Origin of the sequence: Streptomyces sp. NPDC049541 (assembly GCF_044465725.1) — a bacterium.
Lineage (GTDB): Bacteria > Actinomycetota > Actinomycetes > Streptomycetales > Streptomycetaceae > Streptomyces.
In genome coordinates, this window is record NZ_JBITLY010000003.1 from 711,714 (window position 1) to 723,932 (window position 12,219).

The following is a 12,219-nucleotide window of genomic DNA, read 5'->3' on the forward strand; positions in this document are numbered from 1 at the left end:
CTACGGCGCCATCCACCGGTCGGGCAGTGCGTCGCGTCGGCCGGTCCGGGACCGCTCGGCCTGTGCCTGGAGCAGGTGGGCCGCCTCTTGGGCGTCCCTCAGCCGGGCCGTCACGGTCTTGTCGGCTCCCGTGTCCACATGGACGTCGGCGAGCCGCCAGAGCCGCTTCCAGGGCCCCTGGACCAGCCGCACGCTCTGCACCTTCGCATGCGGTACGAGCGCCAGGTTCCGGCGCAGCAGGCCGTGCCGGGCGGCGAACACCGTGTCGGTGACGGCGATGGCCCGGCCCCGCCACCACACCGGCAGACACCACCCGGCCCGCCGAGGCGGCCGGGACAGCGCCTTGGACGACGGCACCGTCACCTCGGGCAGCACGCGCGCGACGACCGTCTCGGCGACCGCTCGCGGAGCGACCGGCACCAGCACGGAGTTGGACGAACCGGCCACATCCAGTTCCACCCGCACCCAGCCGAGCCGCCGCCACAGCAGCGGCTCCACGATCCGCACGGTCTGCACCCGGCCGGGCGGCACCGTCTCGTGCGTACGGTCGAGGAGCCCGTGGTCGATGCGCAGCCCGTCCGGTGACTCGCCCACCGTCCAGTCGTACTCGCCGACGAACCGCCCCGCGCTGCTCGCACCCGCCGCGCCCAGCAGCGGCAGGCCGGTCGCGAGGACCGTCCACACGCTGTGGGTGGCCAGCCAGAGCACCGGCGGGACGACGAGCGCGGCGGCCAGGGAGCCCCAGGTGGCGCCCGTCAGCAGGACGGAGACCGCGAGATCGCGCGGCGGCGTGCGCAATAGCTCGCGCGCGGGCGCCTCACCGATTTCGTGCGCCGTCTCGGGCGCGAAACCCGCGGCGCGCGCGAGCAGTTCCGCGCGCAGCGCACGCGCCTCGCGCTCCCCCAGGAAGGAGAGCTCGTCCTTCTTGTCGGTCCCTACAACGTCGAGTTTCAGCTTGGCGACGCCCGCCACGCGCGCGAGGAGCGGCTGGGTGACGTCGACGGCCTGGATGCGTTCCAGCCGGATGTGCGCGGTGCGCCGGAACAGCAGACCGGTCCGTATCCGCAGCTCGGTCTCGGTCACCGCGAAGTACGTGAACCACCAGGTCAGGAAGCCGTACAGGGAGGCAGCCGGGACCAGGACGGCGAGCGCGATCAGGAGGGTCGTGGTGGTCAGCCGGGTCAGCTGCTGCTGCGCCTGGTCGGGATCGTGCAGGGCCCACCCGATGACCACGGCCACCGGCGCCCATGCCCGCCTCAGCGGCGTCACGGGATGCAGCCGCCGCTCGATGACGGGTTCCTTCGCGGCTACGGCGTCCTCGACGCCCGGCGCGGTCACAGACCCGCCGATCGGGCCTCGCCGAGCTCGGTGAGCCGGTCCCGCAGCCGCTCCGCCTCGGCCGGGTCCAGCCCCGGGATGGTCGCGTCGGTCGCCGCGGCCGCCGTGTGCAGCTGCACGCTGGCCAGCCCGAAGTGCCGCTCGACGGGCCCCGAGGTCACCTCGACCAGCTGCATCCGCCCGTACGGCACGACGGTCTCCTCGCGCCACAGCACGCCCCGGCTGATCAGCAGGTCGTCGGCGCGCTCGGCGTACCGCCAGGAGCGCCAGTTGCGGCCGAGCAGTACCCATCCCCAGGCCATGAGCGCGAGCGGCAACAGCGCGAATGCGGCCCAGCCGGTCCCGGCGAGCAGCCCCAGCAGCAGGCCAAGCGCAAGGGCCAGCAGCCCCAGCCACACCACCAGCAGCAGCCGGCGCATCCGCAGCAGCCCGGGCGGCAGCCCGATCCACACCGGCTCCACCGATTCGTCCCCCGTCGTCCCCGTGCTCTGCGGGCTCCCCGTCTCCATACGGTCAGCGTACGTAGGAGAGACTGACTCCATGACTCCTACGACGGAGACCATGGTCGGTATCGGCGGCGCCGCGGAGAGCACCGACATGGTGCTCAACATCGGACCGCAGCACCCGTCCACGCACGGCGTGCTGCGGCTGCGCCTGGTGCTGGACGGCGAGCGCATCACGCGCGCCGAGCCGGTCATCGGGTACATGCACCGCGGCGCGGAGAAGCTGTTCGAGGCGCGCGACTACCGCCAGATCATCATGCTCGCCAACCGCCACGACTGGCTGTCGGCCTTCTCGAACGAGCTCGGCGTGGTCCTCGCGGTGGAGCGCATGCTCGGCATGGAGGTGCCCACGCGCGCGGTGTGGACGCGCACGCTGCTCGCGGAGCTCAACCGGGTGCTCAACCACCTGATGTTCCTGGGCTCGTACCCGCTGGAGCTGGGCGGCATCACCCCGGTCTTCTACGCCTTCCGGGAGCGGGAGGTCCTCCAGAACGTCATGGAGGAGGTCTCCGGCGGCCGTATGCACTACATGTTCAACCGCGTCGGCGGCCTCAAGGAGGACCTGCCCGCGGGCTGGGCCACGCGCGCGCGTGCCGCCGTCGCCGCCGTCCGCTCGCGCATGGACGTCTACGACGACCTGGTGCTCGGCAACGAGATCTTCCGGGGGCGCACGCGGGGCGTCGGCGTGCTGGCGCCCGAGACGGTGCACGCCTACGGCGTGAGCGGGCCGATCGCGCGCGCCTCGGGCGTCGACTTCGACCTGCGCCGCGATGATCCCTACCTGGCGTACGGCGAACTGCAGGACACCCTGAAGGTCGTCACCCGGCAGGAGGGCGACTGTCTCGCCCGCTTCGAGGTGCTCCTGGAGCAGACCCACGTCGCCCTCGACCTCGCCGACGCCTGCCTCGACCGGCTCGCCGAGCTGCCGCCGGGGCCGATCAACCAGCGGCTCCCCAAGGTCCTGAAGGCGCCCGAGGGGCACACCTACGCGTGGACCGAGAACCCGCTCGGCATCAACGGCTACTACCTCGTCAGCAAGGGCGAGAAGACCCCGTACCGGCTGAAGCTGCGCTCGGCCTCGTACAACAACATCCAGGCGCTCGTGGAACTCCTGCCGGGGACGCTGGTCGCGGACATGGTGGCGATCCTGGGGTCGCTGTTCTTCGTGGTCGGGGACATCGACAAGTAGCGCGGCGGGGGCCGGGGGCGCGCGCGGTCAGCCGGCGAGCGGGTCCGCGATGCCCACCGGCTGCAGCAGCCAGCCGAAGTCGCCGAGGCCGCCCGGTGCGGTGAGTTCGGCGGCTTCACCGGCGCTCGCGAGGGCTCGTACGTATGCGGCGGGCTCGCTGGATGCGAGTGCGAGCGGGGGGCGCGCGCCGGTGATGCCCAGGGCGCGCAGGGCATCGCGCTGTGGCAGGAGGCGCGCGCCGGAGGGTGTCCGCGCCGACCCGTGCGCCGCGCATGCGTCCAGGGCGACATGTGCCGTGATGTCGCACGACCCGTCCGGCACGGGCGCCGTCTCGCGCCCCGCGCGAAAGCCGGTGAGCGTGCCGAACGGGGGGCGCGTGTCCAGGGTGTGCGCATAGTCGACGGCGACCGCGAGCCCCCGGTCGAGCGAGGAGACCGCGGCCCCCCATGCCTCGTCCCGGGGGAGCCCGATCTCGGCCCGCAGTCCCTCCTCGGCCGGCAGCGGCCACCACCGGGCGAGCCACTCCGCTTCGGCACCGCCGACCGGCGCCCCGAGCCGTTCGGCCCCGTCCTGCCGTACGAGCACCTGCCGCGCCACGCCCTCCGCGTCCACCTCGGCGACGTCCACGGGCACGTTGTCCAGCCACTCGTTGGCGAACAGCAGCCCGGTGACCTGCTGGGGCGGTTCGCCGAGCCACTCGATCCGGTCGTCGAGGCCCGCCGGGCGGCCGGCGATCTCGACGGCGTACGCACGCGTGCGTGCCGCCACCTCGGCGGGCAGCGCGGTCAGCACCCCGCCGGCCAGCTCACCCCGGCCCGCCGCCATGTCGACGAAGGCCAGCGCGCCGGGCCGCCCCAGGGCCTCGTCGACCCGGCACAGCAGCCGTGCCACCGCCTGGGCGAACAGCGGGGACGCATGCACGGACGTACGGAAGTGCCCGGCCGGGCCCTCCGGCCTGCGATAGAACCCACCGGGCCCGTACAGCGCGCCCTGGGCCGCCGCCCGCCAGCCCAGCCACCGGCTCGATGTCTCTTCCGCCACCGGGCCAGGCTAAGCGCGCAGGAGAGGGGGGCCTCCACCTTGGGGAGTATGTGCGCCGGGCGCGGATCGGTCCTCCGGTTGACCCCTGCACGCATCTCGCTTCCCTACGCTGGGTTACGTGCAGCGCCTCTATGACTTCCTCCGCAGACACCCGACAGGGGTCGACACCCTCTGGGCCGTCTTCCTGTTCGGGATCTCGCTGCTGAGCGGAACCGCCAGTTCGGCGGTCCGGGGTACCGACTCACCGGCGCTGATCGTTCCGATCGCGTTTCTGCTGTGCCTGGTGATCGCGCTGCGCCGGCGCCTGCCGGAGAAGATGCTGCTGCTGACGATCGGCCTCGGCCTGGCGCAGCTGGCGCTGAACGTCCAGACGATGGCCGCCGACTTCGCGATGCTGGTGATCGTCTACACGGTGGCCACGACGGGCAACCGATGGGCCTCCAGGCTCGCGCTGGCCGTGGGGCTGTGTGCGGCGCCGATGGCGCAGACGCGCTGGCCGCTGGACGGAAGCGCGCTGGGGAACGCCGCGAAGGCGGTCTTCCTGACCGTGCCGTTCGCGCTCGCCTGGGTGCTCGGCGACTCCATCCGCACCCGCCGCGCCTATTTCGCGCAGCTGGAGGAGCGCGCCGCCCGGCTGGAGAAGGAGCGGGAGGCGCAGGCCAAGGTCGCGGTCGCGGCCGAACGCGCCCGGATCGCCCGCGAGCTGCACGACGTCGTCGCGCACAACGTATCGGTGATGGTGGTGCAGGCCGACGGCGCCGCCTATGTATTGGACGCCGCCCCCGACCAGGCAAAGAAGGCCCTGGAGACCATCTCCTCCACCGGCCGCCAGGCCCTCGCCGAGATGCGCCGCCTGCTCGGCGTACTGCGCACCGGCGAGCACACGGAGGCCGGCGAGTACGTTCCGCAGCCCGACGTCGACCAGATCGACGAGCTGATCGAGCAGTGCCGCACGTCCGGTCTGCCCGTCGACTTCAAGGTCGAGGGCACCCCGCGCCCGCTGCCCAGCGGCGTCGAGCTGACCGCGTACCGCATCGTGCAGGAGGCGCTGACCAACACGCGCAAGCACGGCGGTCCCAACGCGGGCGCCAGCGTGCGCCTGGTCTACTTCGACGACGGCCTCGGCCTGCTCGTCGAGGACGACGGCAAGGGCGCCCCGCACGAGCTGTACGAGGAGGGCGGCGCCGACGGCCAGGGCCACGGCCTGATCGGCATGCGCGAACGGGTCGGTATGGTCGGCGGCACCCTGGACGCGGGGCCGCGCCCCGGCGGCGGATTCCGGATCAGTGCGCTGCTCCCGCTGAAACCCGCACACTGACACCTCAGTACGCCCCGCATTGACACCTGTCATGACCAGGGGACGGCAACCGCCGCAACGGAAGAGAACGGAAGAGGTCCCGATGACGATCCGCGTGATGCTCGTCGACGACCAGGTGCTGCTGCGCACCGGGTTCCGGATGGTGCTCGCCGCCCAGCCGGACATGGAGGTCGTCGCGGAGGCGGGGGACGGCGTCGAGGCCCTCCAGGTGCTGCGCGCGACCGCCGTCGACGTGGTGCTGATGGACGTGCGCATGCCGAAGCTGGACGGGGTGGAGGCCACCCGCCGCATCTGCTCGGAGCCCGAGCCGCCGAAGGTGCTGATCCTGACCACCTTCGACCTCGACGAGTACGCCTTCTCGGGGCTGAAGGCGGGCGCCTCCGGATTCATGCTCAAGGACGTGCCGCCGGGTGAACTCCTCGCCGCCATCCGCGCCGTGCACAGCGGCGACGCGGTGGTGGCACCCTCGACCACGCGCCGTCTGCTCGACCGGTTCGCGCCGATGCTGCCGAGCGTCGGGCAGGAGCCCCGGCACAAGGAGCTGGAGCGGCTCACCGAACGCGAGCGCGAGGTCATGATCCTGGTCGCGCAGGGACTGTCCAACGGTGAGATCGCGGCCCGGCTGGTGCTGTCCGAGGCGACCGTGAAGACCCATGTGGGCCGCATCCTGACCAAGTTGGGGCTCCGGGACCGGGTGCAGGTGGTGGTCCTGGCGTACGAGACGGGTCTGGTGCGCGCGGGCGGGCACGGCTGAGCCGCCGGGCGCGTGATTCCCGCGCAACCGGCGCCCACTAGGGTCTGCGCATGCTCCTGTGGATCAACGGCCCTTTCGGCGGTGGCAAGACACAGACCGCACACGAGATCCAGCGGCGCCTGCCCGGCAGCGTGATCTGCGACCCCGAGCACCCCGGCTTCGGTCTGCGCCGGATGCTCCCACCCGAACTGCGCGGAGACTTCCAGGACCTGGCCTCCTGGCGGCAGGGCGTCGTCGAGGTGCTCGACCTCGCCCTCACCAAACGGGAAGGGGTCGTGATCGTGCCCATGACGGTCACCGACCAGGTCTGCTTCGAGGAGACCGTCGGCCGGCTGCGTGAACTCGGCCACGACGTACGCCATTTCACTCTCCTTGCTCAGCGGGAGACAGTCCTCAGGCGGTTGCGTGAACGCGGTCTCGGACACCTCCTTCAGTACGTCACCGGGAAGAACTCCGGCCTGGGCAGGGAGACCTGGGCCGTGCAGCAGCTCGACCACTGCCTGGAGCGGCTGCAGGAGCCGGAGTTCGCCGAACACCTGTGGACGGACCACTCGACCGTGCCGAAGACGGCGGACCGCATCGCCGTACTGGCCGGACTGAGGCTCCGGCCGAACAACGAGGGCACGCTCAGGACGCGGATGCGGCAGCTGCGGGTGGGAATCCGGCACATCCGCTTCGACTGACGGCCCTCCGCAGGAAGTTCGGCCGCGGCGGCGCAGCCTGGAGCACCGGGGCGACCGCGGAGCCCACGAATCCCGTGTCCACGTCCCCGGAAGGCGGACAGCCATGAGCATCACCCAGCAGTACCTCCTCGACACCTACCGGGCCCGGAAGCTCGGCGAACCGGCCCCGCCCGCGCCCAGGGCCGAAGACCGGCGGGTCGTACGCGGGGTGCGGGCCCGGCGGCAGTTCCGTACGGTCCTCGCCGGGCGTGCGGCCCACGGGCGGACACGGCAGGCCCTGGGCCGGTGGCTGCCCCCGCGGCCGCGCTCTACCTGCTGACCGTCCCGGCCGCGCCGACGGCTTCCGCCTTGCCGGCCTCCTCTTCGAGCCGGGACACGAACTCGGCGACCGCCGACTTCACGTCCTCGGCCGTCCACTCCAGGCCCGCGGCCCGGACGGACACCTCGGTGAACGCCAGGCCCGGGCCCTTCGGGTCCCAGGCGTCCGCGAACAGGAGGGTGCCCGTCTCCTCCCCGTGCCTGATGGCGGCCTCCGCGAGCACGTCCGGGTCGTACGGCAGCCAGACCTGGAACTCGTTGGTGTGCGGCACCTCGGGGAGGACGCGCGCCCAGGGCACTCCGGCCGCCGCGAACCCCTCGCGCAGCGCACCGGCCACCACGCGCGCGTGGGCGACGTACTCGGGCAGCCGGGGCAGCTCACGCTCCAGCCCCGCCAGGGCCGACAGCACCGTCGGGAACTGCTGGAAGACCTGGCCGCCGTACCGGTGCCGCCAGGTCTTCGCCTCCTCGATGAGGCTCTTCGGGCCCGCGAGCGCGGCGCCGCCGAAGCCGTCGAGGGACTTGTAGAAGGACACGTAGACGCTGTCCGCGAGGTCCGCGATCTCGTCCAGGGGGCGGCCGAAGTGGACGGTGGACTCCCACAGGCGTGCGCCGTCGAAGTGCACGACGGCGTCCCTTTCGCGGGCGGCCACCACGACCTCGGTGAGTTCCTCCCAGGACGGCAGCACGAAACCGGCGTCCCTGAGGGGCAGTTCGAGCATCAGCGCCCCGAAGGGCTCCTCGAAGTCGCGTACCTCGTCGGCGGTCGGCAGCCGCGGCCCGCCCGCCACCCGTACCGGGCGCAACCCGCTGACCTGGCTGAACGCGTTCCGCTCATGCACCTCGGGGTGGGCCAGTGCGTGCAGCGCGACGGTGGGGCTGCCGGTGCGGCCCGCCCAGCAGCGCAGCGCCACCTGCTGCGCCATGGTGCCCGTCGGGAAGAACGCCGCGGCCTCCTTGCCGAGCAGCCCCGCGACCTTCTCCTCCAGAGTCTCGACGACGCCGTTGCCGTAGATGTCCGCCGGCTCGTCCAGGTCGTACAGGTCCTGCACGCCGTCCAGCAGCGCCAGGCGCTCCCGGAGCGTATCCAGGAAGCCGGGGCGCGCGAGGACGCGCTCCGCGCTCCTGTGCACGCCGATGCGCCGCTTACGGCGCCGCTTTCGCCGCTGTTCGTCTGATATCCGTTCTTCGTCCGATGCCGGGTCGGAGTGCCCCTCGACCTGCTGCGCCGTGTCGCTCATACCCCGGATCATGCCGGGCGAGGGACGGGCGGGCACCCGGATTTCCACAGGCTTTCCGTCGCCCGCGGCGCCGTGGCGTAACCCACAGCCTGTGGACAACCGGACGCCCTTCGAACCGATCGCGTTAACATGACGAGAAATCGTCCGGTACCCGGAGCGGACTGGAACGGGAAGGCCGCCGTCGCGTGAGTACAAGCCAACAGCCAGACCCCAGGGACCGTCCCGCGCGGCTCACCGTAGGCGTCGTCGGCGCCGGTCGTGTGGGCCCCACCCTGGCCGCGTCCCTCCAGCTCGCCGGGCACCGTCCGGTGGCCGTCTCCGGAGTCTCCGACGCCTCCCGGAGGCGCGCCGCGCAGCTGCTGCCCGATGTGCCGCTGGTGCCGCCCGCCGAGGTCCTGGAGCGCGCCGACCTGGTCCTGCTGACCGTCCCGGACGACACCCTGCCCGGCCTGGTGGAGGGGCTCGCCGAGACCGGTGCCGTGCGGCCGGGGCAGTTGCTCGTGCACACCTCCGGGCGGTACGGCGCCAAGGTCCTCGACCCCGCCCTGCGCGCGGGCGCGCTGCCGCTGGCCCTGCACCCCGCGATGACCTTCACCGGCACCCCCGTGGACGTCCAGCGCCTCGCCGGGTGCTCCTTCGGGGTCACGGCGCCCGAGGAGCTGCGGCTGGCCGCCGAGGCGCTCGTGATCGAGATGGGCGGCGAGCCGGAGTGGATCGCCGAGGAGATGCGCCCGCTGTACCACGCGGCGCTCGCCCTCGGCGCGAACCACCTGGTCACGCTGGTCGCCCAGTCCATGGAGCTGCTGCGCGAGGCGGGCGTCGCGGCCCCCGACCGGATGCTCGGCCCGCTGCTCGGCGCCGCCCTCGACAACGCACTGCGCTCCGGCGACGCGGCCCTGACCGGCCCTGTCGCGCGCGGGGACGCCGGCACGGTCGCCGCGCACGTCACGGAGCTGCGCAAGCACGCCCCGCAGACCGTCGCCGGCTATCTCGCGATGGCCCGCGCGACCGCAGACCGGGCGCTCGCCCACGGGCTGCTGAAGCCGGAACTCGCCGAGGACCTCCTCGGCGTACTCGCCACCGGGACCAACGGCGCCGAGGGAGACGCCCGATGACCACCACCCTGCTGCGCACCGCCGACGAACTGCACGCACGCACGCGTGCCGGCCGCCGCGCCGTGGTGATGACCATGGGTGCCCTGCACGAGGGCCACGCCACGCTGATCCGTACCGCGCGCGAACTCGCGGGGCCGGACGGCGAGGTCGTCGTCACCGTCTTCGTGAACCCCCTGCAGTTCGGCGCGGGCGAGGACCTCGACCGCTATCCGCGCACCCTGGACGCCGACCTCGAGCTCGCCGGACAGTCCGGCGCGGACGTGGTGTTCGCGCCCTCGGTGGACGAGGTCTACCCGGGGGGCGAGCCCCAGGTCCGCATCAGCGCGGGCCCCATGGGGGCGCGCCTGGAGGGCGCCTCGCGCCCCGGCCACTTCGACGGCATGCTCACCGTCGTCGCCAAGCTGCTGCACCTCACCCGCCCCGACCTCGCCCTGTACGGCCAGAAGGACGCCCAGCAGCTCGCCCTGATCCGCCGCATGGTGCGGGACCTGAACTTCGGCGTCGAGATCGTCGGCGTGCCCACCGTGCGCGAGGAGGACGGCCTCGCCCTCTCCAGCCGCAACCGCTACCTCTCGCCCGAGCAGCGGCGCACGGCGCTCAGCCTCTCCCGCGCGCTGTTCGCGGGCAGCGACCGGCACGCGGCCCAGGAGGCGCTGCGCGCACGGGCCCGCGAGGTGCCCGCCACGCACGCGCGTGCCGAGGCGCTCAGCGCCATAGGGGAGTCCCGCGCGGCCGCCGACGCGCACGCCGTCGCGAAGGCCCTCCCGGGCGCCCCGACGGCCGTCCGCGCGGCCGCCCGGCTGATCCTCGACGACGCGGCGCGGCTCACGCCGCCGCTCGAACTGGACTACCTGGCCCTCGTCGACCCCTCGGACTTCACCGAGATCGACGACGACTTCAACGGTGAGGCCGTCCTCGCCGTCGCCGCCCGGGTCGGGACGACCCGGCTGATCGACAACATCCCACTCGTATTCGGAACCCCCGGAGCCGCCTCGTGACCAGCACAGGCATACGACTGCACGCCCCCGCCCCCGGGTGGTCGATCGCCGCGGACGTCGTGGTCGTCGGCTCCGGCGTCGCCGGCCTCACCGCCGCCCTGCGCTGCGAGGCCGCCGGCCTGAAGACGGTCGTGGTCACCAAGGCCCGCCTCGACGACGGCTCCACCCGCTGGGCGCAGGGCGGCATCGCCGCCGCCCTCGGCGAGGGTGACACCCCCGAACAGCACCTGGAGGACACCCTGGTGGCGGGCGTGGGCCTGTGCGACGAGAACGCCGTACGGATCCTCGTCACCGAGGGGCCGGACGCCGTGCGCCGCCTCATCGCGACCGGCGCGCACTTCGACGAGTCCGAAGAGGGCGACCTGCAGCTCACCCGCGAGGGCGGCCACCACCGCCGCCGCATCGCGCACGCGGGTGGCGACGCGACCGGCGCGGAGGTCTCCCGGGCGCTCGTCGAGGCCGTGCACGCGCGTGGGCTGCGCACCATCGAGAACGCGCTGGTGCTGGACCTGCTCACCGACGCCGAGGGCCGCACGGCCGGTGTGAGCCTGCACGTCATGGGCGAGGGCCAGCACGACGGCGTGGGCGCCGTGCACGCCCCCGCGGTCGTCCTCGCGACCGGCGGCATGGGCCAGGTGTTCTCCGCGACCACCAACCCCTCGGTGTCCACCGGCGACGGCGTGGCGCTCGCCCTGCGCGCCGGCGCGGAGGTCTCCGACCTGGAGTTCGTGCAGTTCCACCCCACGGTGCTGTTCCTGGGCGCCGACGCGGAGGGCCAGCAGCCCCTGGTCTCCGAGGCCGTACGCGGTGAGGGCGCGCACCTGGTCGACGCCGACGGTGTGCGCTTCATGCTGGGGCAGCACGAACTGGCCGAACTGGCGCCCCGGGACGTCGTCGCCAAGGGCATCCTGCGCCGCATGCTGGAGCAGGACGCCGAGCACATGTTCCTCGACGCCCGGCACTTCGGCGCCGACATGTGGGAGCAGCGCTTCCCGACGATCCTCGCCGCCTGCCGCGCCCACGGCATCGACCCGGTCACCGACCCCATCCCGATCGCCCCGGCGGCCCACTACGCCTCCGGCGGCGTCCGCACCGACTCCCACGGCCGTACGACCGTCCCCGGCCTGTACGCGTGCGGAGAGGTCGCGTGCACCGGCGTGCACGGCGCCAACCGCCTCGCCTCCAACTCCCTCCTCGAAGGCCTCGTCTACGCCGAGCGCATCGCGGAGGACATCGCCGCCGCCCACGCGGAGAACGGCCTCCACGCGCGCGTGCCCGAACCCGTCGAGCACCCCGAGGTGCCCGCTCACCCCCTCCTCGCCCCCGAGGACCGTTTCGCGATCCAGCGGATCATGACGGACGGCGCGGGCGTGCTGCGCTCCGCGGACTCCCTCGCCAAGGCCGCCGAACAGCTCCAGCAGCTGCACGCCGAGGCCCGCGACGCCCTCGACGAGAACGGCAAGACGTCCGAGCCCGGCGTCGACACCTGGGAGGCCACCAACCTCCTGTGCGTGGCCCGCGTCCTGGTCGCCGCCGCCCTGCTGCGCGAGGAGACGCGCGGCTGCCACTGGCGCGAGGACCGCGCCGAGCGCGACGACAGCGCGTGGCGGCGCCACATCGTCGTACGGCTGAATCCCGACCGGACGCTGGCCGTACACACCACGGACACCCCAGACTTCCCCCCGACCCGGCAGCAGCACCGTCCCCAGGAGCAGTGACAG

General features: G+C 73.2%; 12 protein-coding genes. 8 read left to right on the forward strand and 4 right to left on the reverse strand.

The features are described from left to right. Both ACIBW9_RS15585 and ACIBW9_RS15590 read right to left on the reverse strand, forming a co-directional pair. Positions 1-1,338, reverse strand: coding sequence for a PH domain-containing protein (locus ACIBW9_RS15585; protein WP_398955104.1), 1,338 nt, complete (start codon positions 1,336-1,338; stop codon positions 1-3). Further along, positions 1,335-1,847, reverse strand: coding sequence for a PH domain-containing protein (locus ACIBW9_RS15590; RefSeq protein ID WP_398955106.1), 513 nt, complete (start codon positions 1,845-1,847; stop codon positions 1,335-1,337). The genes ACIBW9_RS15585 and ACIBW9_RS15590 overlap by 4 nt, the downstream gene beginning before the upstream one ends. A gap of 31 nt (positions 1,848-1,878) precedes the next feature. Here ACIBW9_RS15590 and ACIBW9_RS15595 point away from each other — a divergent pair, with 31 nt between their 5' ends. Continuing rightward, complete coding sequence (locus ACIBW9_RS15595) at positions 1,879-3,030, forward strand: NADH-quinone oxidoreductase subunit D (protein WP_398955109.1); 1,152 nt, start codon at positions 1,879-1,881, stop codon at positions 3,028-3,030. 27 nt (positions 3,031-3,057) lie between these two features. On the opposite strand, the gene ACIBW9_RS15600 is transcribed toward ACIBW9_RS15595, so the two are convergent. Further along, entirely contained in the window at positions 3,058-4,071 is a 1,014-nt protein-coding gene (locus ACIBW9_RS15600; RefSeq protein ID WP_398955111.1) for an SAM-dependent methyltransferase, read from the reverse strand. Positions 4,072-4,189: 118 nt separating this feature from the next. Here ACIBW9_RS15600 and ACIBW9_RS15605 point away from each other — a divergent pair, with 118 nt between their 5' ends. From ACIBW9_RS15605 to ACIBW9_RS15620, 4 genes are all read left to right on the forward strand, one after another. Next, complete coding sequence (locus ACIBW9_RS15605; protein ID WP_398955113.1) at positions 4,190-5,389, forward strand: sensor histidine kinase; 1,200 nt, start codon at positions 4,190-4,192, stop codon at positions 5,387-5,389. Positions 5,390-5,471: 82 nt separating this feature from the next. Continuing rightward, a complete protein-coding gene (locus tag ACIBW9_RS15610; protein ID WP_398955115.1) occupies positions 5,472-6,143 on the forward strand; it encodes a response regulator in 672 nt (223 codons plus the stop codon). A 50-nt stretch (positions 6,144-6,193) separates the two neighbouring features. Further along, positions 6,194-6,826 (forward strand): AAA family ATPase, encoded by a 633-nt coding sequence (locus ACIBW9_RS15615; protein WP_398955117.1) that lies wholly within the window; start codon positions 6,194-6,196, stop codon positions 6,824-6,826. Between the two features lie 103 nt (positions 6,827-6,929). Then, on the forward strand, positions 6,930-7,145 hold the full coding sequence (locus tag ACIBW9_RS15620) for a hypothetical protein (protein WP_398955119.1): 216 nt from the start codon (positions 6,930-6,932) through the stop codon (positions 7,143-7,145). Here ACIBW9_RS15620 and ACIBW9_RS15625 read toward each other — a convergent pair. Beyond that, positions 7,135-8,385, reverse strand: a complete 1,251-nt coding sequence (locus ACIBW9_RS15625; protein ID WP_398955121.1) for a threonine aldolase family protein — start codon at positions 8,383-8,385, stop codon at positions 7,135-7,137. The two genes, ACIBW9_RS15620 and ACIBW9_RS15625, sit on opposite strands and share 11 nt — an antisense overlap. Positions 8,386-8,570: 185 nt before the next feature. Between ACIBW9_RS15625 and ACIBW9_RS15630 the strand changes: the two genes are divergently transcribed. Genes ACIBW9_RS15630 through ACIBW9_RS15640 form a run of 3 tightly spaced genes read left to right on the forward strand, consistent with a single transcriptional unit; the run spans position 8,571 to position 12,216 of the window. Next, entirely contained in the window at positions 8,571-9,500 is a 930-nt protein-coding gene (locus tag ACIBW9_RS15630; protein WP_398955123.1) for a Rossmann-like and DUF2520 domain-containing protein, read from the forward strand. Beyond that, positions 9,497-10,498 (forward strand): pantoate--beta-alanine ligase, encoded by a 1,002-nt coding sequence (gene panC / locus ACIBW9_RS15635; RefSeq protein ID WP_398955125.1) that lies wholly within the window; start codon positions 9,497-9,499, stop codon positions 10,496-10,498. Before ACIBW9_RS15630 ends, panC begins: the two co-directional genes overlap by 4 nt. Further along, positions 10,495-12,216 (forward strand): L-aspartate oxidase, encoded by a 1,722-nt coding sequence (locus tag ACIBW9_RS15640; RefSeq protein ID WP_398955127.1) that lies wholly within the window; start codon positions 10,495-10,497, stop codon positions 12,214-12,216. The genes panC and ACIBW9_RS15640 overlap by 4 nt, the downstream gene beginning before the upstream one ends. Positions 12,217-12,219: the final 3 nt, after the last annotated feature.

What these genes read in the sequence shown, in the direction of transcription:
- ACIBW9_RS15620 (WP_398955119.1), top strand. Translation starts at nt 6,930, where the DNA reads ATGAGCATCACCCAGCAGTACCTCCTCGACACCTACCGGGCCCGGAAG.
- panC (WP_398955125.1), top strand. Translation starts at nt 9,497, where the DNA reads ATGACCACCACCCTGCTGCGCACCGCCGACGAACTGCACGCACGCACG.
- ACIBW9_RS15595 (WP_398955109.1), top strand. Translation starts at nt 1,879, where the DNA reads ATGACTCCTACGACGGAGACCATGGTCGGTATCGGCGGCGCCGCGGAG.
- ACIBW9_RS15625 (WP_398955121.1), bottom strand. Translation starts at nt 8,385, where the DNA reads ATGAGCGACACGGCGCAGCAGGTCGAGGGGCACTCCGACCCGGCATCG.
- ACIBW9_RS15615 (WP_398955117.1), top strand. Translation starts at nt 6,194, where the DNA reads ATGCTCCTGTGGATCAACGGCCCTTTCGGCGGTGGCAAGACACAGACC.
- ACIBW9_RS15590 (WP_398955106.1), bottom strand. Translation starts at nt 1,847, where the DNA reads ATGGAGACGGGGAGCCCGCAGAGCACGGGGACGACGGGGGACGAATCG.
- ACIBW9_RS15610 (WP_398955115.1), top strand. Translation starts at nt 5,472, where the DNA reads ATGACGATCCGCGTGATGCTCGTCGACGACCAGGTGCTGCTGCGCACC.